At 38.6% G+C, this 23,884-nt stretch carries 22 protein-coding genes; 19 read left to right on the top strand and 3 right to left on the bottom strand.

Annotated features, from left to right (window positions below):
* Positions 1-2 precede the first annotated feature (2 nt).
* The 9 genes from rlmH to crcB all read left to right on the top strand — a co-directional run bounded on the left by rlmH (position 3) and on the right by crcB (position 8,595).
* Positions 3-473 (top strand): 23S rRNA (pseudouridine(1915)-N(3))-methyltransferase RlmH, encoded by a 471-nt coding sequence (gene rlmH, locus BTA34_RS03690; RefSeq protein ID WP_004246050.1) that lies wholly within the window; start codon positions 3-5, stop codon positions 471-473.
* Between the two features lie 39 nt (positions 474-512).
* Positions 513-2,408, top strand: a complete 1,896-nt coding sequence (mrdA, locus tag BTA34_RS03685) for a peptidoglycan DD-transpeptidase MrdA (protein ID WP_151436726.1) — start codon at positions 513-515, stop codon at positions 2,406-2,408.
* A 5-nt stretch (positions 2,409-2,413) separates the two neighbouring features.
* Entirely contained in the window at positions 2,414-3,526 is a 1,113-nt protein-coding gene (gene mrdB, locus BTA34_RS03680) for a peptidoglycan glycosyltransferase MrdB (RefSeq protein ID WP_151434542.1), read from the top strand.
* A gap of 10 nt (positions 3,527-3,536) precedes the next feature.
* Positions 3,537-4,538 carry an endolytic peptidoglycan transglycosylase RlpA gene (gene rlpA, locus BTA34_RS03675; RefSeq protein WP_151434541.1) on the top strand — a complete coding sequence of 334 codons (1,002 nt, stop codon included), beginning with the start codon at positions 3,537-3,539 and terminating at the stop codon, positions 4,536-4,538.
* A 122-nt stretch (positions 4,539-4,660) separates the two neighbouring features.
* Positions 4,661-5,872: a D-alanyl-D-alanine carboxypeptidase DacA gene (dacA, locus tag BTA34_RS03670; RefSeq protein ID WP_151434540.1), complete on the top strand. Its 1,212-nt coding sequence runs from the start codon at positions 4,661-4,663 to the stop codon at positions 5,870-5,872.
* Between the two features lie 200 nt (positions 5,873-6,072).
* Positions 6,073-6,336 carry a DUF493 family protein YbeD gene (gene ybeD, locus BTA34_RS03665; RefSeq protein WP_036912266.1) on the top strand — a complete coding sequence of 88 codons (264 nt, stop codon included), beginning with the start codon at positions 6,073-6,075 and terminating at the stop codon, positions 6,334-6,336.
* A gap of 159 nt (positions 6,337-6,495) precedes the next feature.
* Entirely contained in the window at positions 6,496-7,140 is a 645-nt protein-coding gene (gene lipB / locus BTA34_RS03660; RefSeq protein ID WP_151434539.1) for a lipoyl(octanoyl) transferase LipB, read from the top strand.
* A gap of 101 nt (positions 7,141-7,241) precedes the next feature.
* Entirely contained in the window at positions 7,242-8,207 is a 966-nt protein-coding gene (lipA, locus tag BTA34_RS03655; protein ID WP_151434538.1) for a lipoyl synthase, read from the top strand.
* A gap of 13 nt (positions 8,208-8,220) precedes the next feature.
* Positions 8,221-8,595 carry a fluoride efflux transporter CrcB gene (gene crcB, locus BTA34_RS03650; RefSeq protein WP_151434537.1) on the top strand — a complete coding sequence of 125 codons (375 nt, stop codon included), beginning with the start codon at positions 8,221-8,223 and terminating at the stop codon, positions 8,593-8,595.
* A gap of 77 nt (positions 8,596-8,672) precedes the next feature.
* On the opposite strand, the gene cspE is transcribed toward crcB, so the two are convergent.
* Positions 8,673-8,882 carry a transcription antiterminator/RNA stability regulator CspE gene (gene cspE, locus BTA34_RS03645; RefSeq protein WP_023581133.1) on the bottom strand — a complete coding sequence of 70 codons (210 nt, stop codon included), beginning with the start codon at positions 8,880-8,882 and terminating at the stop codon, positions 8,673-8,675.
* Between the two features lie 197 nt (positions 8,883-9,079).
* On the bottom strand, positions 9,080-9,553 hold the full coding sequence (locus tag BTA34_RS03640) for a methylated-DNA--[protein]-cysteine S-methyltransferase (protein ID WP_151434536.1): 474 nt from the start codon (positions 9,551-9,553) through the stop codon (positions 9,080-9,082).
* 283 nt (positions 9,554-9,836) lie between these two features.
* Between BTA34_RS03640 and nrdH the strand changes: the two genes are divergently transcribed.
* The 8 genes from nrdH (at position 9,837) to BTA34_RS03600 (ending at position 18,406) form a co-directional block, all read left to right on the top strand.
* The gene (gene nrdH, locus BTA34_RS03635) at positions 9,837-10,061 is read left to right on the top strand and encodes a glutaredoxin-like protein NrdH (protein ID WP_023581131.1); all 225 of its coding nucleotides are present in this window, start codon (positions 9,837-9,839) and stop codon (positions 10,059-10,061) included.
* Between the two features lie 11 nt (positions 10,062-10,072).
* On the top strand, positions 10,073-10,492 hold the full coding sequence (nrdI, locus tag BTA34_RS03630; protein WP_151434535.1) for a class Ib ribonucleoside-diphosphate reductase assembly flavoprotein NrdI: 420 nt from the start codon (positions 10,073-10,075) through the stop codon (positions 10,490-10,492).
* A 5-nt stretch (positions 10,493-10,497) separates the two neighbouring features.
* Entirely contained in the window at positions 10,498-12,624 is a 2,127-nt protein-coding gene (gene nrdE, locus BTA34_RS03625) for a class 1b ribonucleoside-diphosphate reductase subunit alpha (protein ID WP_151434534.1), read from the top strand.
* Positions 12,625-12,648: 24 nt separating this feature from the next.
* Entirely contained in the window at positions 12,649-13,617 is a 969-nt protein-coding gene (nrdF, locus tag BTA34_RS03620) for a class 1b ribonucleoside-diphosphate reductase subunit beta (RefSeq protein ID WP_151434533.1), read from the top strand.
* Positions 13,618-14,239: 622 nt separating this feature from the next.
* Positions 14,240-15,439 carry a glycine betaine/L-proline ABC transporter ATP-binding protein ProV gene (gene proV / locus BTA34_RS03615; protein ID WP_109374070.1) on the top strand — a complete coding sequence of 400 codons (1,200 nt, stop codon included), beginning with the start codon at positions 14,240-14,242 and terminating at the stop codon, positions 15,437-15,439.
* Positions 15,432-16,628, top strand: a complete 1,197-nt coding sequence (proW, locus tag BTA34_RS03610; protein ID WP_151434532.1) for a glycine betaine/L-proline ABC transporter permease ProW — start codon at positions 15,432-15,434, stop codon at positions 16,626-16,628. The genes proV and proW overlap by 8 nt, the downstream gene beginning before the upstream one ends.
* Positions 16,629-16,774: 146 nt before the next feature.
* Complete coding sequence (gene proX, locus BTA34_RS03605; RefSeq protein ID WP_151434531.1) at positions 16,775-17,770, top strand: glycine betaine/L-proline ABC transporter substrate-binding protein ProX; 996 nt, start codon at positions 16,775-16,777, stop codon at positions 17,768-17,770.
* Between the two features lie 285 nt (positions 17,771-18,055).
* Positions 18,056-18,406 carry a ribonuclease G gene (locus BTA34_RS03600; protein WP_151434530.1) on the top strand — a complete coding sequence of 117 codons (351 nt, stop codon included), beginning with the start codon at positions 18,056-18,058 and terminating at the stop codon, positions 18,404-18,406.
* A 105-nt stretch (positions 18,407-18,511) separates the two neighbouring features.
* Here BTA34_RS03600 and BTA34_RS03595 read toward each other — a convergent pair whose 3' ends face one another.
* A complete protein-coding gene (locus BTA34_RS03595; protein WP_151434529.1) occupies positions 18,512-20,845 on the bottom strand; it encodes a TonB-dependent hemoglobin/transferrin/lactoferrin family receptor in 2,334 nt (777 codons plus the stop codon).
* Positions 20,846-21,386: 541 nt separating this feature from the next.
* Between BTA34_RS03595 and BTA34_RS03590 the strand changes: the two genes are divergently transcribed.
* The gene (locus BTA34_RS03590) at positions 21,387-22,022 is read left to right on the top strand and encodes a CDP-alcohol phosphatidyltransferase family protein (RefSeq protein WP_151434528.1); all 636 of its coding nucleotides are present in this window, start codon (positions 21,387-21,389) and stop codon (positions 22,020-22,022) included.
* On the top strand, positions 22,019-23,788 hold the full coding sequence (locus BTA34_RS03585; RefSeq protein ID WP_151434527.1) for a bifunctional alpha/beta hydrolase/class I SAM-dependent methyltransferase: 1,770 nt from the start codon (positions 22,019-22,021) through the stop codon (positions 23,786-23,788). The genes BTA34_RS03590 and BTA34_RS03585 overlap by 4 nt, the downstream gene beginning before the upstream one ends.
* Positions 23,789-23,884: the final 96 nt, after the last annotated feature.

Here is a 23,884-nt window from a genome sequence, read left to right as displayed (position 1 = left end):
GTTTGAAATTACAGCTCATTGCCGTTGGTACAAAAATGCCGGACTGGATACAGACCGGCTTTATGGATTATCTTAATCGATTCCCAAAAGACATGCCTTTAGAACTTATCGAGATCCCCGCTGGCAAGCGTGGGAAGAATGCGGATATTAAACGTATTCTCGAAAAAGAAGGTGAACAAATGTTAGCAGCAGTAGGAAAAGGAAATCGAATCGTTACTCTCGATATTCCTGGCGCTCGCTGGGATACGCCAAAACTTGCAGAACAACTTGATCGATGGAAGCTTGATGGAAGAAATGTCAGCTTACTCATTGGTGGTCCCGAAGGATTAGCACCAGCATGTAAAGCGGCAGCAGAACAAAGCTGGTCTTTATCGCCATTAACCATGCCACATCCTCTAGTTCGCGTTGTCGTAGCGGAAAGCCTTTACCGTGCGTGGAGTATTACCACAAACCATCCTTATCATCGGGAATAATAAATTTTGGCGGGTAAGTAAGTGAAGTCAACTAATGGGATGAAGAAAAGAAAACGTACCCCATTTCGAGATTATACAGCGGAATCCAAACTTTTCATCCGCCGTGTTATTGTCGCGTTTTCTGTAATTATAGTGCTAAGTGGTATTTTAGTGTTTAACTTACACCACTTACAAATTGCTCGCCATGATGATTACCAAACTCGGTCTAATGGTAACCGTATTAAGCTAGTCCCTATTCCACCTAGTCGCGGTATTATCTATGATCGCAAAGGCGTTCCTCTTGCGCTAAATAGTACTATTTATCAGCTCGAAATAATGCCTGAGAAAGTCGCCAATCTACAAGAAACGTTAGATAGTTTAAGAGAGGTTGTCGATTTAAGTGATGAAGACATTGCTAATTTTGAAAAAGAGCGTAAAAGAGCACGCCGCTTCACCCAAATTGTATTAAAAACAGCACTGAACCAAGTGCAAGTCGCTCGTTTTGCTATTAATCAATATCGCTATCCTGGTTTAGAAATAAAAGGTATTCAACGCCGTTATTATCCTTATGGCTCTGCATTAACGCATGTTATTGGCTATGTTGCTAAAATTAATGATAAGGATGTTGAACGCCTTGAAAAAGAAGGCTTATATGCCAATTACGCTTCAACACATGATATTGGTAAATTAGGGATTGAGCGTTATTACGAATCGGTTTTACATGGTAAAACTGGCTATGAAGAAGTGGAAGTCAATAGCCGTGGTCGTGTTATTCGTCAATTACATGAGCAACCGCCACAAGCGGGCAAAGATATTTATTTAACTATCGACCTTGAGTTACAGACTTATATTGAAACATTACTTACCACCAGCCGTGCTGCGGTTGTGGTTACTGATCCACGTAATGGTGAAATTTTAGCCTTGGTTTCCAACCCAAGTTACGACCCTAATTTATTTGTTGGGGGGATCTCTAATACCGATTATCAAGGATTACTCAATAATCCCGATCGACCTTTAATTAACCGTACTACGCAAGGGCTTTACCCACCAGCTTCAACGGTAAAACCTTTTATGTCAGTTGCTGCATTAAGCGAAGGCGTGATCACCCCCAATACAACCATTCATGATCCTGGCTGGTGGCAACTTCCCGGCTCTGAAAAACGTTACCGAGACTGGAAACGTTGGGGACATGGAAAACTTAATGTTACAAAATCTATCGTAGAATCTGCGGATACCTTCTTCTACCAAGTTGCTTATGATATGGGAATTGATCGTATATCAACTTGGATGACTCGCTTTGGCTATGGTGAATATACTGGCATTGATCTGTCAGAAGAACGTAATGGCATCATGCCAACCCGTGAGTGGAAACAGCAACGTTATAAAAAGCCTTGGTATCAAGGTGACACGATCCCCGTAGGGATTGGACAAGGTTATTGGACAGCAACGCCAATTCAAATGGCGAAGGCGTTAATGACGCTAATTAATGATGGTCAAGTAAAAACCCCTCACCTACTTTACGGTACAAAACTTGGCAATGAAATGTTGCCTTATGTTGATACTGAAACACGCCAAATTGGTGATATCAACTCAGGTTATTGGGAATTAGCAAAACACGGTATGTATGGTGTGGCTAACTTCCCTAATGGCACAGGCCGTAGAAGTTTTGCTAATGCACCTTATAAAGTCGCAGCAAAATCGGGAACAGCACAGGTATTTAGTTACGAAACCTACAATGCGAGCCAATTGGCTGAACATCTTCGTGACCACAAATTGATGATTGCCTTTGCGCCTTATGATAACCCAACCGTAGCCGTCTCTATTATTCTAGAAAATGGTGGCGCAGGTCCTTCTGTTGGCGATCTTACCAGACAAATTCTTGACCACATTCTCCTTGGTGATAACAACACGGTATTGCCAGCTTCTCCACCAGCACCGCGTGGTTCAGAGGAATAATACTCATGACTGAAAATAACAAGAAAAAATCCTTCTGGACACGGATCCATATCGACCCCCTATTCTTGCTTTGTATTATTGCTTTATTAGGATACAGCGCATTTATTATGTGGAGTGCCAGTGGGCAAGATCCAGACATGATGCAACGTAAGTTAGGACAGATTGCAATGGGGTTTATGATCATGATCATCATGGCACAAATTCCTCCCCGAGTTTATGAAAGTTGGGCGCCTCATCTCTTTTTCTTTTGCGTCATCTTATTGGTCCTTGTCGATGTTTTCGGGCAAATCAGCAAGGGAGCGCAACGCTGGCTAGATTTAGGTATTGTACGTTTTCAGCCCTCAGAAATTGCAAAAATTGCCGTTCCTTTGATGGTGGCACGATTTATGAATCGAGATGTGTGCCCACCGACGTTGCGTAATACCGCCATTGCTCTGGTCATTATTTTTGTTCCAACATTATTAGTTGCAGCACAGCCCGATTTGGGGACATCCATTCTTGTTGCTGCTTCAGGGCTATTTGTTCTTTTCCTTGCTGGAATGAGTTGGCGACTTATTATTATCGCAATTTTACTTGTTGCCGCCTTTATCCCCATACTTTGGTTTTTCCTCATGCATGATTACCAGCAAGCACGGGTAATGATGCTTCTTGACCCCGAATCAGACCCTCTTGGCGCAGGATATCATATCATCCAATCTAAAATTGCCATTGGTTCTGGTGGATTACATGGAAAAGGATGGTTACAAGGCACTCAATCTCAATTAGAATTCCTACCAGAGCGCCATACAGACTTTATTTTTGCTGTATTGGCTGAAGAACTCGGATTAATTGGTGTTTTGATACTACTGACGCTTTATATACTCTTAATCGCGCGCGGTCTTTATCTTGCAACGAAAGCACAAAATACATTTGGTAGAGTAATGATTGGCGGGCTAATGCTAATTTTCTTTGTCTATGTTTTTGTCAACATAGGAATGGTGAGTGGTATTCTTCCTGTTGTAGGTGTTCCGTTACCGCTGATGAGTTATGGAGGCTCGGCCCTTATTGTATTAATGGCAGGGTTTGGTATCGTGATGTCGATTCATACACACCGAAAACTACTATCTAAAAGTTTATAATGAGGTTTTTATGCGTCTGCAATGGGTTTTGATTGGTATCAGTGCATTGCTACTGTCAGGGTGTGTTATTGATAAGCCGAATACCAATAAACAGCCAGCACCATTACCCAATGTGCCAGCTCAACGTGTTCTCGGTGCAGAGCCACGTTACGAGCCTTACCACCCTACGGCAAATCAAGATTACCGAAAAAATGGCGTGGTTTACCGTATTGTGACTGATCCTGCAAACTTCAGTGAGCGAGGAGAGGCGGTTGTTTATGATAGTTTAGCGATGAGTCGTTTAACAACCATTGGTGAGCGCGTTAATCCCTATGAGTTTGCCGTCGCACATCCTACATTACCGATCCCAAGCTATGCGAAAATCACAAACTTGCTCAATGGACGCACAATGGTTGTACGTATTAACGACCGTGGTCCTTACGTCAATGGAAAACAAATCCAAGTCACGCCAGCGGTTTCTGATAGTTTACGTTTAATGCCAACAACCCCATTGCTTATTGAAGGAATTGTTGTTGACCAAACTGGTCATATGAGTGGTATTGGTACACATGGTGCGCAAATAGAGAAAAAAACAACGGCATTACCTGAGCGCCCTAATTTTAATGCTCAGCCAGCAGCACAAGCGCCATTAACGACATCAACGCCTACCAACAACAATATGCCCGTAGAGCCACCTGCTCCAACTCCTGTTCCAGTCAAAACGCCAACTCCGGCGCCAGCTCCAATGCCAACTCCTGTGGAGACAGAAACAAAAGCACCAAAACCTGTATTATCCTCAAACGCTATAGCACAAGGCTTTTATGTCCAAGTCGGCGCTCTCAGTAACGAAAATAATGCGCAGTTTTGGCTCAATGATTTATCGTCATTATTTAGCACTCAAGGTGTAATCAATAAAGCAGATGGATTGTATAAAGTGCAACTCGGCCCTTATTCATCTAAAGATCAAGCCGAAACGATAAAGAACAAGCTAAAACAAGTTAAAGATATCACGGGATTTATTATTACCCAATAAAGGATAATTTTACGTAAAATCCTTTTTATATCAGCAAATTCAAGCGTAGAATCGTCTGGATTTGCTGATATTTTATTTATCAGTCCCTATTTTTCCCTGAATTTTCGGATTAAACAAACAGAATGAAACAGATACTCCCAGCAAAATTACTAAGAACAAGCCTATTAAGTGCCACTTTTGCTTTACTCACAGTAAGTCATCAAAGTATTGCGGAAGATTCCCTAAAAACAATGATACCCGCTGTTCCTAGTATCGAAGCCGAATCTTATATTCTTATTGATTATAATTCTGGGAAAGTACTGGCTGAAATGAATGCCGATGTTCGCCGTGATCCTGCCAGTTTAACCAAGATGATGACCAGCTATGTTATCGGTCAATCAATTCGTGCTGGTAAAATTTCAAATAGCGATATCGTACCCATTGGTGAAGAAGCATGGGCAACGGGTAATCCTGTTTTCCGTGGCTCTTCTTTAATGTTCTTAAAACCGGGTGACCAAGTTACAGTTGCGCAGTTAACTCGTGGTATTAACTTACAATCAGGTAATGATGCTTGTGTTGCGATGGCCTCTTATATCGCCGGCAGCCAAGATACGTTTGTGACCATGATGAACGACTACGTTAAACGTCTAGGTTTACAAAATACACAATTCCAAACCGTTCATGGTCTTGATGCTCCAGGGCAATACAGCTCGGCTCGCGATATGGCGCTAATTGGTGCTGCATTAATTCGCGATGTACCGGATGAATATGCCATCTATAAAGAAAAAGAGTACACCTACAACAATATTCGCCAAACCAACCGAAATGGTTTGTTGTGGGATACCAGTTTAAACGTTGATGGCATTAAAACTGGGCATACTGCATCTGCTGGCTATAACCTTGTCGCTTCTGCAACTGAAGGCGATATGCGTTTAATTTCTGCAGTTATGGGCGGTCACTCATCTAAAGGTCGAGATGCAGAAAGTAAAAAATTACTTACTTGGGGTTTTCGTTTTTTTGAAACCGTAAAACCATTGCAAGTGGGTAAAGAGTTCGCCGCGGAGCCAATCTGGTATGGTGAAACAGATAAAGTACAATTAGGGGTAGATAAAGATGTTTATTTAACTATTCCTCGTGGTCGTTTAAAAGATTTAAAAGCAAGCTATGTTCTTGATAATGTAGAATTACATGCACCAGTGGCGAAAAACCAAGTTGTGGGAACAATTAATTTCCAACTTGATGGTCAAGTGATTGAACAACGCCCGCTTGTTGTGATGAATGAAGTAAAAGAAGGTGGTTTCTTTAGCCGTATTATCGACTATATTAAATTATTATTCTCACACTGGTTTGGCTAAGGCTTGAAAAAGGTAAATGCGCCCACATATAACTTTTATACAGATATTGGCAGAAATACATTTACCATTCCCATATTTACCCTAATTACCAGTATTGCATTCCTTATTATATAAGGAATGCGCTTTTTATTTGCTAAGATTAGGTGTAGAAATAAATTATTAAAACAACAGCACCCGTTGTCTTAAGGAATTACATTATGATGAAAACAAAATTAAACGAACTGTTAGAGTTCCCATGTTCTTTCACTTATAAAGTGATGGGTCATGCAAAACCAGAATTAGTGGATCAAGTCGTTGAAGTCATTCAGCGCCATGCGCCTGGTGATTACACGCCTTCAGTGAAACCAAGTAGCAAAGGTAATTACCACTCTGTTTCTATTACTATCAATGCAACTCATATCGATCAAGTAGAAACGTTATATAAAGAATTAGGTGAACTTGAACTGGTACGTATGGTTCTATAATCTCTTCTTTGAATAGATGACTTTCTAAAAGCGCCTTTCATTAAGGCGCTTTTTTATTTCTGCCTTTCCTCATTTTTCACTCTACCTCGGAAAAAAAACATCTCAATCTGGTAGTTCATTTACTGGAGCGTTATACTGCTCTTCACAATTACGCTACAAATGAAGATTTTCACGGTGCAAGACAAGACAATCATTATTCGCCAATTAGGTGTGGAACCCTATTTACCGGTTTCTGATTCTATGCATCAGTTTACGGAAAAACGGGAAAGTCACACACCTGATGAAATATGGCTCGTTCAACATGAACAGGTTTTTACCCAAGGGCAAGCAGGTAAAGCTGAACACTTATTAAATACGGGAACTATCCCAGTTATTCAATCTGATCGTGGTGGTCAAGTGACTTATCATGGCCCAGGTCAACAAGTGATGTATGTTTTAATTGATTTAAAACGCAATCATGTAGGTGTTCGTCAATTAGTCACCGCTCTTGAAAATACCGTTATTGATACGCTGGCAGAGTTTAATGTAGAAGCTTATGCTCGCGCTGATGCACCCGGCGTTTATGTAAAGGGCGATAAAATTTGCTCTTTAGGATTACGCATTCGTAAAGGTTGCTCCTTTCATGGGCTTGCGCTCAATATCGATATGGATTTATCGCCTTTTACACGAATAAATCCTTGTGGTTATTCTGATCTAAAAATGACGCAGTTAATTGATTTTGCACCGAACACGACAACGTCACAGGTAGCACCGTTATTAGTTAAGCATTTTTGTACACAACTAGGATTTCAACCACAGCAATAAAAATGCTATAATTTTTTTAACATTTGTCATATTTTTTTAAAACCCTGATTACCTCAGTCACATCGTGTTAATCACTCTAGATAACTGGAACTGGCACAATTATGAGTAAACCTATTCAGATGGAACGCGGAGTTAAATATCGCGACGCCGATAAAATGGCACTTATTCCTGTTAAAACAGTCGCTACAGAACGAGAACAACTGCTACGCAAACCTGATTGGATGAAAATAAAGCTACCCGCTGACTCAAGTAAAATTCAGGGTATCAAAGCAGCAATGCGTAAAAATGGTCTTCATTCTGTCTGTGAAGAAGCCTCTTGCCCTAATCTTGCAGAGTGCTTTAACCACGGAACAGCAACCTTTATGATCTTGGGTGCAATCTGTACACGCCGTTGCCCATTCTGCGATGTGGCTCATGGCCGCCCAAATGCTCCCGATCCACAAGAGCCAGAAAAACTCGCTCAAACGATCAAAGATATGGGGTTACGTTACGTCGTAATTACTTCTGTAGACCGCGATGATTTACGGGATGGCGGCGCTCAACATTTTGCTGATTGTATTGCTGCAATTCGTGCAAAAAATCCAACGATCCGCATTGAAACATTAGTCCCTGACTTCCGTGGTCGTATGGATAAAGCACTTGAGATCCTCACAGATACACCACCAGATGTCTTCAACCATAACTTAGAGAACGTTCCTCGCGTTTATCGTCAAGTACGTCCAGGCGCTAACTATCAATGGTCATTGACATTATTAGAACGTTTTAAGCAAGCTCACCCAAATATTCCCACTAAGTCGGGTTTAATGGTCGGTCTTGGGGAAACTAACGAAGAAATTATTGACGTTATGCGTGATCTGCGTAAACATGGGGTAACGATGCTGACATTAGGGCAATATTTACAGCCAAGTCGTCACCATCTTCCTGTTCAACGCTACGTCAGTCCTGACGAGTTTGAGTATATGAAAGAGCAAGCACTTGCTATGGGCTTTACCCATGCAGCTTGTGGGCCGTTTGTTCGCTCGTCTTATCATGCTGACCTTCAAGCTCAAGGGATTGAGGTTAAATAATAATTAATCTCTCATGTTTAACATTGCAATTGCTGTATTTATAGGTGGTGGTTTAGGTAGCGTATTGCGCTGGCTGATTAGCTACCGCCTAAATTCTATTTTTCCTCATTTTGCCACAGGCACCTTAATTGCTAACTGTATTGGTGCTTTTATTATTGCCTTTGGTATCGCTTGGTTTAGCAAAGCGCCACATATTGATCCTATTTGGAAAATTATGCTAACGACGGGCTTCTGTGGCGGTCTTACGACGTTCTCAACCTTTTCTGTCGAAGTTGTCGCACTCTTTACTGAGGGAAAGATAGGATGGGCATTAGGTACTATGGGCGCTAACTTGGCAGGTTCATTTTTAATGACCGCCTTTGCGTTTTGGTTACTACGAGAAATGTAATGCTCGGACGGGCTTTGCTCTAGATACATAAAAACCCGTTAAAAAACGGGTTTTTACTGTCTCAAAGAAGTCGTTAATTAGATAGCGACAACGTTTGCAGCAGATGGCCCTTTCGCGCCGTCAGTAACTTCAAACTCTACTTTTTGACCTTCAGCAAGGGTTTTAAAGCCTTCTGATGTAATAGCGGAAAAGTGTACAAATACATCTTTGCTGCCATCTTCTGGAGTGATAAAACCAAAACCTTTAGTTTCGTTAAACCACTTAACGTTACCTTTTAATTTAGACATCAAGTTTACCTTTAAAATAGAAAATAAACGCAAGCGTTTTGCGTTGGCTATAGTAAAACAAAAATGATGATTCCCTGTCCACAGCCTAGATCACGAAACTCACATTTTTTTTCTGCCAAATGATTAATATTCAGACAAATCCCATGCCTTAACGCATAGTTCACTTAAGAAACAATACTTAATACTTACAATCTAAACTATTCATCAATTTCTACTTTTTCATAGTGAAGTAGCCAACGCTTAATATCTAATCCACCAGTATAGCCGACCAACTTACCGTTATGACCAATAACTCGGTGGCAAGGAATAATTAAAGAAATTGGATTGCGTGAGTTGGCCATTCCTACCGCTCTGCAATAATTGATCGAACCTAATGTAAGCGCCAATTTTTTATAGCTCCAAATTTCACCATAAGGAATTGTCTGCAATGTCTTCCAAACACGGCTTTGAAACTCAGTTCCTTCCGGTGCTAATGGCACTGAAAACGTCGTGCGTTTACCCGCAAAATACTCTTTTAATTGTTGCATACATTGGTTAATCACGGGGCTTGTGTTTACAGCAACCTCTTTGTCATTCACAAAATAGAGACTCGTGATCCCTTTTTCATTTGCAGTGATTGAGATATAAGGTTTTGGAAAGCCTTTAGGTGCATTGAGATAGTCTTGGTACATAATGTTTTCTCTGCTGATTTGTCTTTAGCAATAAGATTAAATCATGCTTGATTGATAAAGCAATCATCTAATTACTCGTATATCTAATAAAAATTGATCAATCGAGCGATCTAAAAATAAAATTAATTCACTAACTATTTAATTTTAATGATAATCATTATCAAAAATTAAAATCACCATATATTGTGTGGTTGAAAATAAATAAATCTATATATAGTATTTAAGTACTTCTCATTATGGATGTGAAAACAGACGCATCCATATTTTTATAAGGGTTATTTTTATGTCTGTTATCCTCTATACCAAACCGAATTGCGTTCAATGCAGCGCTACAGAACGCGCCTTAAAACAGAAAAATATTCCGTTTGTTGCAGTTGATCTCACCAAAGATACACAAGCCCTCGCTCACATTGTTTCTATGGGATATCGCCAAGTACCTGTTGTCGTTCACGGTGAACAACATTGGTCGGGTTTCTGCCCTGATAAAATCAGACAGATCACGCTCTAAAGGAGCATCTCATGCAAACTGCACCTTTGATCTACTTTTCAAGTCGTTCTGAAAACTGTCATCGCTTTGTACAAAAGCTCCATTTAAAAGCGACCAGAATTATTGAAGATGAAACCTTGCTTGCAACGCAACCTTTTGTGTTGCTTTGCCCGACTTATGGCGGCGGCGGTACTAAAGGTGCAGTGCCTAAAGCGGTTATTCAGTTTTTAAATATTCCTGAAAACCGCCAATTAATACGTGGAGTCATTGCTTCTGGAAATACTAACTTTGGTGCAGCTTACGGATTAGCAGGCGATATTATTGCACAAAAATGCCAAATCCCTTTTTTGTATCGATTTGAATTATTAGGTACACCAGAAGATGTAAACCGCGTAAAAACAGGTTTAAGTACGTTTTGGTCAAGCCTTACTGACCAATGCGCCACGAGATAATTAACATGACACAATCAACAGAACAACTGGATTACCATGCATTGAATGCCATGCTAAATCTCTATGATGAGCAAGGTAATATTCAGTTTGATAAAGACAAATTAGCGACACACCATTTTTTTCGCCAGCATGTAAATCAAAATACGGTATTTTTTCATGATCTAAGAGAAAAATTAGAATTCTTAGTCCAACAACACTATTACGAAGCTCTAGTGTTAGAACAGTATGAATTTGCCTTTATAAAACAGCTATTCAAACATGCTTATAGCAAAAAGTTTCGCTTTCAATCTTTCCTTGGTGCTTTTAAGTATTACACCAGTTACACCTTAAAAACGTTTGATGGAGAGCGCTATCTTGAGCGCTATGAAGATCGCGTTTGTATGGTGGCGCTCACGCTTGCACAAGGAGATACTGATCTTGCTATTCATCTTGTTGATGAAATCATTAGTGGTCGTTTCCAACCCGCAACACCGACTTTTTTAAATTGTGGGAAGCAACAGCGTGGTGAATTGGTTTCCTGCTTTCTGCTGCGCATAGAAGATAATATGGAGTCTATCGGTCGATCGGTCAATTCCGCATTACAGCTTTCTAAACGTGGCGGTGGCGTTGCATTTTTGCTCACTAATTTACGTGAAGCTGGTGCCCCCATTAAACGTATAGAGAATCAATCTTCTGGCGTTGTTCCTGTTATGAAGATGCTCGAAGATGCTTTTTCCTATGCCAATCAGTTAGGCGCACGACAAGGCGCTGGAGCTGTTTATCTTCATGCCCATCATCCAGATATTTACCATTTTCTTGATACAAAAAGAGAAAATGCGGACGAAAAAGTGAGAATTAAAACGCTCTCTTTAGGCGTTGTTATCCCTGATATCACTTTTGAATTAGCGAAACGTAATGAAGATATGTATCTCTTCTCACCTTATGATATAGAGCGTGTTTATGGCGTACCTATGTCAGAGATCAGTATTAGTGAAAAATACAGTGAAATGGTGAATAACGCGCAAATTCGTAAGAAAAAAATTAAAGCGAGAGAGTTTTTCCAAACACTTGCCGAAATTCAATTTGAATCTGGCTACCCTTATATCATGTTTGAAGATGCTGTAAATCGCGCCAATCCTATCGCCGGTAGAATTAATATGAGCAATCTTTGCTCTGAAATTTTACAAGTCAACAGTGCAAGTGAGTATCACCCTGATTTAAGTTATCGCCATATCGGTCACGATATTAGTTGTAACTTAGGCTCTATGAATATTGCTATGGCAATGGACTCACCTAACTTTGCTCATACTGTCAGCACAGCAATTAGAGCATTAAGTAATGTCTCTGAAATGACGAAAATTGAGTCCGTCCCTTCGATTGAAAAAGGTAATCTCGCTTCTCATGCCATTGGTTTGGGACAAATGAATTTACATGGCTACTTAGCGCGTGAAGGGATTTATTACGGCTCAGAAGAAGCATTAGATTTTACTAATATCTATTTTTATACCGTCACTTACTATGCATTATTAGCGTCAAATCAATTAGCTATTGAGAAAAAACAGCACTTTAAAGGCTTTGAAAATTCAAAATACGCAACGGGTGAATACTTCAATAAATATCTATCACAGCAGTGGTTGCCCAAAACTCAAAAAGTTAACCAGCTATTTAGTCAATCTAATGTTCATATTCCAACACAGGAAGATTGGCAAGCTCTCAAGCAATCTATTATGACGCATGGGATCTATAACCAAAATTTACAAGCAATACCACCAACAGGATCGATTTCCTATATCAACCACTCTACATCGAGTATTCATCCTATTGCCGCGCCAATAGAAATTAGAAAAGAAGGTAAGATTGGACGAGTTTATTACCCTGCTCCCTTTATGACCAATGAAAATCGTCAATATTATCAAGATGCATATGAAATTGGGGCTGAAAAAATTATCGATACCTATGCTGAAGCTTCTCAACATATCGACCAAGGATTATCACTGACCTTGTTCTTTTCTGATGAAGCCACAACAAGAGATATTAACAAAGCGCAAATTTATGCATGGCGTAAAGGTATTAAAACCTTGTATTACATTCGTATCCGACAATCTGCATTAGCCGGTACAGAAATCAAAGGCTGTGTTTCGTGCGCACTTTAATAATAACAATAAGGAGAACATAGCATGTCATCACCTTTATTAAGCCATGTTAATGCGATTAACTGGAATCGCATTGAAGATGAAAAAGATTTAGAAGTTTGGAACCGTTTAACCATGAATTTTTGGTTACCTGAAAAAATTCCACTCTCTAATGATATTCCTTCATGGAACACGCTGACTCAAGCTGAAAAGCAACTGACGATCCGTGTTTTCACTGGGTTAACTTTGCTTGATACTATCCAAAACACTGTAGGTGCACCGACTTTAATGCCTGATGCACTCACGCCTCATGAAGAAGCCGTATTATCTAATATCTGTTTTATGGAAGCGGTTCATGCTCGCTCTTACAGTTCGATATTTTCTACACTCTGCTTAACAACCGATGTCGATGAAGCATATCGTTGGAGTGAGGAAAATCCTTACTTACAAAAGAAAGCAGAAATTATTTTGCGTTATTATCAAGATGAAGATCCTTTAAAGAAAAAAATCGCCAGTGTCTTTTTAGAATCCTTTTTATTTTATTCAGGATTCTATTTACCAATGTATTGGTCAAGCCGAGGAAAATTAACCAATACAGCCGATTTAATTCGTCTTATTATTAGGGATGAAGCCGTTCATGGTTATTACATTGGCTACAAATTTCAAAATCAGTTATTAAATAAATCAGAATTAGAAAAACAAGATATTAAAGATTTTGCTTTCTCATTATTATTAGATTTATATGACAATGAAGTGAAATATACCGAAGATCTTTACGACACGGTAGGTTGGACAGAAGATGTCAAAAAATTTCTTCATTATAATGCCAATAAAGCGTTAATGAATTTAGGGTATGAAGCTTTATTCCCTGATGAAATAACCGATGTAAGCCCTGCTATTCTTTCTTCATTATCACCAGATGCAAATGAAAATCACGATTTCTTCTCTGGTTCAGGTTCATCCTATGTTATTGGAAAAACCATTAACACTGAAGACGATGATTGGGATTTTTAAGCTTTATTAGCCTAGTTGAAGTTAAGAGAAACAGCGGGATACATTCAATTTAATTATGTATCACAGATAAAACATAATACACTGAAAAATATAGACTATTTTTTGGTGTATTTTTATTTGTTCACTAAACAAGCAAATTGATTGATTTTTGCCGTTCAATATTGTCAAAAAATCAATTTTTTTCGAATGATTTTAGCTGATATTGAGTAGATAGCGCTTATTACGGGATAATAAATATTAATTTAACTAATGTATGATGATTTTTTTTCATTTAATTTTCATCTCTTTTTCCCTTCTATTCCGATATTGAGTCTTCATTTTTATTGAGATCCTAATCAAAATAACAATATCTCTAAAAATAAAGTTATTTCAGTTAGTTAGAGAAAAATATATCTTTTAATAAATTTTATTTATTTCACTTTATTTAATTATTAATCATATTAAAAATAAAGAAAATACAGGCAATTTATTTAATTAATTATAATTAACATAGGGTTGTCAGACTCAATCATTGTGGTAGGGTATTTCCCTTACTAAAAATCTTATTTAGGAAAATAACAACACTTATTTATTAATATTTAATTTATTCCTTTCAATATTTAAATAGGAAACTATATATTGCATGGCAATTAAACTCGAAGTAAAAAATCTCTACAAGGTATTTGGCGAGCACCCTAAACGCGCTTTCGAATTATTAGAATCGGGTATGAATAAAGATCAGATTTTTGATAAAACAGGGCTTACTGTGGGCGTTCAAAATGCAAATCTGGCAATTGAAGAAGGCGAAATATTTGTCATCATGGGGTTATCTGGTTCAGGTAAATCCACTCTAGTCCGCCTTCTCAATCGTCTGATCTCTCCAACCAAGGGAGAGGTGCTTATTGATGGTGAAAATATTGCCACCATGTCAGATAAAGAATTACGACAAGTTCGTCGTAAAAAAATCAGTATGGTGTTTCAGTCATTTGCCTTGATGCCCCATATGAACGTGCTTGATAACACTGCATTTGGAATGGATCTCGCTGGATTAAGCAAAGACGAGCGTTATAAAAAAGCGATGGATGCCTTAGAGCAAGTCAACTTGGGTAGTTACGCAAATTCTTGGCCTGATGAGCTTTCTGGTGGGATGCGTCAACGTATCGGTCTTGCGCGCGCGCTAGCGAATGATCCTGATATTTTGTTAATGGATGAAGCCTTTTCCGCACTTGATCCATTAATTCGTACTGAAATGCAAGATGAGTTATTGAGCTTACAAGGTGATAAACAGCGAACCATTGTATTTATCTCTCATGATTTGGACGAAGCGATGCGTATTGGTGATCGAATTGCCATTATGCAAGGTGGTGTTGTTGTTCAAACGGGAACACCCGATGAAATACTCAACAATCCAGCAAATGATTATGTGCGTACGTTTTTCCGTGGTGTTGATATTAGCCACGTATTTAGTGCAAAAGATATAGCCAAACGTCGCCCAGAAACCTTACTGCATGTTGCACCTGGTTTTGGTCCTCGCTCTGCATTAAAAGTACTCGAAGATGAAGATAGAAACTTTGGCTATCTCATTGAACGAGGAAGAAAATTTGTTGGTATTGTTTCCGTTATGTCTCTTGAAGAGGCGCTCAAGAATAAACAACCTATTGAGTCAGCTATTTTACCAGAGCCTTGTGCCATTAATGGTGATACACCGTTAAACGAGCTGATTTCAACTGTTGCACAATCTCCCTGTGCCATTCCTGTTATTGATGAAAAAAACCGCTATATCGGCTTAATTTCTAAAGGAATGTTACTACAAGCACTGGATAAGGAGACGCCAAATGAGTAATACAGCAGATCAAAACACAGCGTTGGATACAAAGATCCAAGAGACTGCGACAAACGAGACGGCACAAGAGACAACTCATGTAAATGATGATCCTTGGGCAACAACAGATACTAGCGCAACAGAAAGCGATCCTTGGAGCAGTGCTGACAGTACATCAACAGATGCCGATCCATGGGGTGCTGGCAGTGGTACTGATAATATTGACACCTCATCCGCTGGCAGTGATTGGCTAGATGCCGCACCGACGGATGTTGCACCCGATTCTTTCAATATCATGGACCCATTTCACAATACGCTGATCCCATTAGATTCATGGGTTACCGAAGCGATTGACTGGATTGTGTTGCACTTTCGCCCTGTTTTCCAAGGTATTCGTGTACCGGTTGATTTGGTATTAAGTGGTTTTGAAAATTTCTTAACCTCAATGCCAGCACCTATCGCCATTATTCTGTTTTCTCTGATTGCATGGCAACTTTCAGGCAAAGTCATGGGTGCGGCTTCTTTTATCTCATTAATATTAATTGGTGCGATTGGTGCTTGGTCTGAAGCGATGGTTACCCTTGCATTGGTACTCACTTCATTGCTGTTTTGTCTTATTATCGGGCTTCCATTAGGAATATGGTTAGCTAACAGTGATAGAGCATCCAAAATTGTTCGGCCTTTACTGGATGCAATGCAGACAACGCCTGCATTTGTCTATTTAGTACCTATCGTCATGTTATTTGGTATTGGTAACGTACCTGGTGTTGTGGTCACCATTATTTTTGCCTTACCTCCTATTGTGAGATTGACCATTTTAGGGATCAAACAAGTCCCTGAAGATTTAATTGAAGCCGCACAATCATTTGGTGCAAATCCTCGCCAAATGCTGTTTAAAGTGCAATTACCGCTCGCTATGCCAACGATTATGGCAGGTGTAAACCAAACACTGATGTTAGCGCTTTCAATGGTTGTTATTGCCTCAATGATAGCCGTCGGTGGATTAGGTCAAATGGTATTGCGCGGTATAGGTCGCCTTGATATGGGACTTGCTGCCGTAGGGGGGGCTGGTATTGTTATCCTCGCCATTATTCTTGACCGATTAACACAATCTTTAGGTCAAAACAGTCGTCATAAAGGCAATCGATGCTGGTATATGACAGGACCTATTGGTTTAATTTGCCGACTCTTTGGCAAAAAAGCATCGTAATAAATATTTTCACTATTTATTAAAAAACAGTATTAAAAATAAGTACTAAAAATCAATAAGAACATCACGTTCAATCAATATAAGAAATAAAAGCGACAGTTCGCTGTCGCTATTTATCTCTTACCATCACAACAGAAGGAAAAACTATGCGTAATCCAGTTATCTGGGCAACCGTATTGTCCGCCACACTGATAAGCACCCAGTTATCCGCTGCTGATTTACCTGGAAAAGGAATTTCGGTTCAACCTGTGCAAAGTACGATTTCTGAAGAAACCTTTCAAACTTTAATCGTAAACAAAGCACTAGAACAATTAGGTTACACTGTTCAGCCAATTAAAGAAGTTGACTATAACGTTGCTTATTCCTCTATCGCCAATGGTGATGCTACCTTTATGGCAGTCAGTTGGGTTCCTCTTCATAATTCACAATATGCGGCAGCGGGTGGTGATAATACCTTTTATCGTAAAGGGGATTATGTCGTTAATGCTGCTCAAGGCTACTTGATTGATAAAAAAACGGCAGAGAAATATAACATTACGAATATTGAGCAATTAAAAGATCCGAACATTGCTAAATTATTTGATGCCAATGGTGATGGCAAAGCCGATTTAACGGGTTGTAATCCGGGATGGGGTTGTGAAGAAGCTATCAACAATCACTTAAAAGCCTATGGATTAGAAAAATCTGTCACACATAACCAAGGCAATTACGCGGCAATGATGGCAGATACCATTACCCGTTATAAAGAAGGCAAACCTATTTTTTATTACACATGGACGCCTTACTGGATAAGTGATGTATTAAAACCGGGTAAAGATGTTGTCTGGTTACAAGTGCCCTTCTCTTCGTTACCAGGTGATGATAAAACCGATACTACATTAGCAAATGGTAAAAACTATGGTTTCCCACCAAGTACCATGCATATTGCAGCAAATAAAAAGTGGGCAGAAGAAAACCCCGCTGCGGCAAAACTCTTTGAAGTGATGAAAGTATCTGTTGCCGATATTAATGCGCAAAATTTACGTATGCATAATGGTCAAAAATCACAAGCAGATATTGAACGTCATGCTAATGCATGGATCAAAGCCCATCAAAAAACGTTTGATGGTTGGATTGAACAAGCTCAAGCAGCTGCAAAATAATCAATAAATAACCTTAAATTAAGATTATCACAAAACAGGTCACACTCTTGTGTGCCTGTTTTTATTTATAAAAAACTAAATTTATATGTAATTAGGCAAAATAAGTTTATATAAAAATTAAGAGATCCTAATACAACTTTATTATTAAGATTATTCTTTTTATTAATGGTCGCGATATCCCTGTCTTTCATTCTCTCATTTGTTCAATTATGATTATTCCTTTCTCCAGTTGCCATTTTGGCATTCTCATTTTTATATTTATTATTTTTAAATAAGGAATAAACTGTGTCTTACACTAACAAACCAGTACCTGAGGAAATTAAACGTTGGAACTGGGGTGCTTTCATGTTTAATATTATTTGGGGTTTTGGTAATAAATCCTATCTTCCATTATTAGTACTTGTTCCTTTACTTAATCTGATTTGGCTCTTTGTCTGTGGTATTAAAGGAAATGAATGGGCTTGGAAAAATGGTGATTACGATTCTGTTGAAACCTTTATGAAAGTGCAAGAAACATGGAATAGAGCGGGCTTTATTTACTTTATTATTAGTATCATTATGGCGGTTCTTTTCTTTATTTTCTTCTTCACCACCATGATGGCAATGATTGCAACGTCTGCATCATACGGTTATTAATTCAATATATTGAGTATTGAACTCTTAATGACAATAAACCCCATAATAGCTATGGGGTTTATCTGTTTAAGCGATCAAAAGCTGCGTTTTTTATTTTCAGTAATATTAGAAACGTTTTACCACAGTAAATCGATAATCACGCCCTACACCTGAAACTGACTCCCCTAAATAAGGGTAATAATCACGGTTAAATAAATTCGCGACTGTAAAACGAACCTCAGTATTATCTATAAAAGAAGGTTCCCAATTCGCAAATAAACCGTGTATTGCATAACCTTTACTTTTTGGTAATGACCAATAACCCGCATCAGGATCAGCATCCATTGGTGAGCGACGTTGAGCGCCAATAAAATCGCCCGTCCATCCCATATTGACATTAATACTTGGTACTTTTACGCCAAGGGTGGCATGTAAAGCATCAGGCTGGATCTCCGCAATCCATGTTTTTTGACCAAACCACGGATCACGCGGTGATTGGTCACGTTTTCCTTTCATTGTCGAATACGCTAAACGACCGAATACATTAGGGCTGTTATAAAAGGCTTCAATTTCTAATCCTTGAATATGGTAACCCGGTAAATTACGGTAATTACCTATTGAAGGCGGACAATTTCCATTATGCCCATCCACCTTTTGACTTTCACAATAAACACCACGGCGGCGGAAGATTTCATCTTTACCACGAGTATCAAACAGTGTTGTTCTTAATTGCAGTTGGTCTTCTTGCTGAATAACACTTTCAAAGTCTGCAATGGCACCAATTCGTGCCGCTCTTACTGTTTCTTTATCTAGGTGACGGCTTGTACCCGTTAAACTTGAAACACTTCCTTGAACTTCATACTGCTCATCAATTAATGGAGCACGCCATGTGTAGGTGAGATCACCAAAGAATCTGAAATTCTGGTTCATTTTCCATAATAAACCTAAATGAGGTGTTGCCCCGCTATAAGTCACATCAGAATAATCATGACCATAATAAGGATCAGGATCTTGATAAGTAATAGCTCGGCTTCCCTTGCCTTGATTTTTAACGATATCGTAGCGAACGCCCGGTGTTATCGTTATATTTCTATAACTCATCGAATCTTGAAGATAGAAACTGGTTGTTGTTTGCGTACCTTCTGGCATATAAGGAGGCGCATAATATCCATAGTTATAATTTGGATTTTTAGCTTTATCGCGAGTAAACATTAAGACATCACGATCATTACGATGCCAACGTGTTCCCACTAATACTTTATGCTCTAAAGCACCCTGCATAATAGTGCTTTCATTTTTAATTTCGATTTGATGATTTCGATAATCTACCCAACTTTGATTTCCCATACTGCCACTAAAATAGGAGCTTGCTGTCTCTGGGCGACTATCGTTTTGCTTAGTTTTTGAATAACCGTAGGTAAGCGTTAAATTAATTAAATCTGAATCAACTGGCTGAATATTCCATTTCACACTGAAGGTGTCATCTTTTTGATCACGATAAACTAATTTACGTTTCATCGCAGCATCAAAACCGTATTTATCCACTTCAGCTTGGCTAGGTTTAGCTAATTCATCACGCTTGGCTGCCCAAGGTGTCCAACCATCACTTTCTGATCGTGATGCTGATAACATTAATGTTTGTGCTTCAGTTAAATAGATATTAGTTTTAATTAAAAAAGAATCTTGATCTGACTGTGAATAGCCAAATTTAGTCCCATCAGGACGTCGCAGATCATCACTTTCACGACGGTTAAAATAGAATAATCCGTCAGCTTGTCCATCAAGTAATTTGCCATATACCGCACCACTATAACGATTTTGTCTATCGTTAGTATGATGCCCGTATTTTAAAAACATCCCAATATGCTGATCGGGTAATAATAAGTCATCGGGATCTTTGGTTTCAATTCTCACTGAACCACCAAACCCGCCATTCCCTTGAGTAATATTATGGGGACCTTTATCAACATCGAGACGGCGTATTAATTCAGGATCAATAAAAATTGAACCTTGGCGATATTTCTCAAAGGTTTTAGGTGTACCATCAAGAGTGATTTTAATATCTTCAGGATTACCCATCCCCCAGATATTTAATGTTTGACCACCTGGTCTTGGAGAGCCAGATGATGAAATTCCGGGTAATTTATCCACCAGCTCTGCAATATTATTAGGCTGAATTCTGTCGATATCTTTTAATGTCAGAACAGTACTTCCTGCATCAACACTCGAATTAAGCTCCCCTAATACATAAATAGGTTCAAGAATAATCTTTTCACGCGATTTTGGTTGTGCAGGACTCTCCGACTTTGTGGGTATCGTTATTTCTGGTTTTACACTTTCAGTTGCATAGCTATTTAACGAAGTGAGTGAAGTCAATAATAATGCAATCGCTGATGACGAAAATGAAAATATCCCAATTCCCTGACGATAAGCATCATTTTTTGCTAAGAAATGGATCATAATAGTAGTATCTTTTTGTATGGTTATTAGTTTGATAAATGATTAGAGCTGTAACTAACAGCGCCGATTATGATAATGATAATAATTATCATTATCTAGTTTTTTTGCACTTATCACTCAATACAGATAACTACTCTATTGATACACTCTTGTTAGATTTAAATTTTATATAAAATGATATTTTTAATAAATTAAACTAATTCCATTAGTTACTATAAGGTATTTCTTATTTCATTCCTCTTATTTAATTTTCTAATTATAATTACGTACATATTACTAAAGAAAATTTAATCATTCTTAAAATGAAAAGAATAAAACAAACACGGAACAGTCTGATAATTACAATTATGTATATCTTATTCTCCCTTTTTTTAAGCGCTAAATAATTATTAACTCAAGTAAATTTCAGATATACGTTTTATGTTTAAATCTTAAATAAATTAAACCATTAAAATAAAGATATTCAATAGGATAAAAATCAGCTAATAATAAAATAATAATTTTGAAGTAATATACGCACTTTTGAACACAAGGATGCGTCATGACAATTTATGACCTAAAGCCCAAATTTCAATCTCTATTGCGCCCTTATGTAGAACAGTTATTCACAAAAGGGATCACCGCAAATCAAGTCACGCTTTCTGCCTTACTGTTATCCATTGTCATTGGTGGGTTGCTTTTACTTTATCCTTCCCCTCGCTTATTTTTATTACTCCCTTTTGTTCTCTTTTTCCGTATGGCGCTTAATGCCATAGATGGCATGCTTGCACGAGAACATAATCAAAAGAGTGCTTTTGGGGCGATATTAAACGAAGCCAGCGATGTTATTTCAGATATTGCACTCTATCTACCTTTTGCTTTTATTTTTCCACAGTCCTATTGGTGGATCATGCTGGCACTTTTTTTAATGATAATGACTGAGTTCTTAGGCATTCTTGCCCAAACTATTCATGCATCTCGTCGTTATGATGGTCCGATGGGAAAAAGTGATAGAGCCTTTATTTTCGGTGCTATTGCGTTTTTTATCGGATTATTCCCCTCACTGACATTATCAGAAAACACGCATTATCTTTTTATTATTATTAATTTATTACTTTTGTTGACTTGTTATCACCGAATTCATCGCGCACTAAAAGAAGCAACGATGACAGATAAAGATAAGGATACATCGTTATGAATCAACAGCCGCAATATCAAACTCAAAGGAATATGATTGAGTCTGAATTTACCACCAGCGATAAGACACAGCTGTATTATCGCCATTGGCCTGCTCAAATTACCACGGAGCCAAAAGCAGTTATTTTATTTCACCGAGGACATGAACACTCAGGTCGTGTTGCTCATCTAGTTGATGAGTTAGATCTTCCTGATTTCTCCATGTTTGCTTGGGATGCTCGTGGGCATGGTAAAAATGAAGGCGCTCGCGGTTATAGCCCATCAATGGGAACATCAATAAAAGATATAGACGAATTCGTTCATTACGTTTCTTCTAACTATAATATTCCAATGGAGAATATTCTGGTTGTTGGCCAAAGTGTAGGTGCCGTTTTAGTTACTGGTTGGGTACACGATTACGCGCCAAAAATTCGCGGTATGGTGCTAGCTTCTCCTGCATTTAAAGTGAAATTATATGTTCCTTTTGCACGTACAGGTCTTGCCTTAATGCAAAAAATTCGTGGGCTTTTTTATGTTAATTCGTATGTGAAAGCGAAATATCTAACCCATGATCAAAGCCGTATCGACTCTTTTAATCAAGACCCACTGATCACTCGCCCTATTGCTGTCAATATTTTATTAGAGCTTTATAAAACGGCAGCTCGTGTTGTTGAAGATGCGAGTGCGATAACTTTACCAACACAGTTATTTATTTCAGGTAATGATCATGTGGTTCACGCCAAGCCTCAACATCTTTTCTATGAACGTTTAAATACCTCTATCAAAGAAAAGCATGTCTTACCGGGCTTTTACCACGATACCTTAGGTGAGAAAGAGAGAATTATCCCTATCAATAAAATGCGCAGTTTTATTGAAAAATTATTTGCACAACCACTTTATCAACATGATTACCAACATGAAGATACTTGGAGCCATAGTGCAGATGTTTATCGCGCATTACAGACCCCTCTTCCTAAATATTGTCCCAAAAGACTTTATTATAAATTACTTAGCCGTTCGATGAGCACTTTAGGTAAAGCGTCTGAAGGTGTTGCTCTAGGTTACGATAAAGGTTTTGATTCCGGATCAACGCTAGATTATGTCTACCGCAATCAACCCCAAGGCAAAGGATTATTTGGTCGTGTTGTTGATAGGCAGTATTTAAATAGCATTGGCTGGCAAGGTATTCGCCAACGTAAAATCAATATTGAAAATACGATCCGCTACGCAATTCGCCAATTAATACAAAATAATATGCCGGTGCATATTATGGATATCGCAGCGGGACAAGGACGCTATCTTTTTGATGCTGTTAATGATTATGGTAAGGTCGATTCTATTTTAATGCGCGATTATAGCGCCATTAACGTTGAACAAGGCAGAATGGCGATTAAAGAACGTCACTTAGAAGACAAAGTGCGTTTTGAAGAAGGTAACGCTTTTGATGCAGAAAGCTTGAGTGCTGTTTCGCCTTCTCCCACGTTAAGTATTGTCAGTGGGCTATATGAATTATTCCCTGAAAACCATCTACTAAAAGAGTCTTTAAAAGGGCTATCGCAAGCCATACCAAGTGGCGGTTTATTAATTTATACCTGCCAACCTTGGCACCCTCAACTTGAAATGATTGCGCGTGTATTACCAAGTCACCAAAATGGACAACCTTGGATCATGCGTTGCCGTAGTCAAGGTGAAATGGATGCTTTAGTTAATGAAGCTGGTTTTGAGAAGTTAGATCAACAAATTGATCATTGGGGTATTTTCAGTGTATCAATAGCAAAACGTCGCTAACGGAATGCACCCTCAATAACCGAGCTATCGCTATATGGCAACATATAGCGATAGTTTTAAGTGGTTGTAAAAATAGAAGCATAACCAAAGAAAGGA

The organism is Proteus sp. CD3, assembly GCF_008808075.1.
GTDB classification, from domain to species: domain Bacteria; phylum Pseudomonadota; class Gammaproteobacteria; order Enterobacterales; family Enterobacteriaceae; genus Proteus; species Proteus appendicitidis.
Note: the sequence above shows the minus strand (reverse complement) of the source record. Positions and strands in the feature narration are given on the sequence as shown.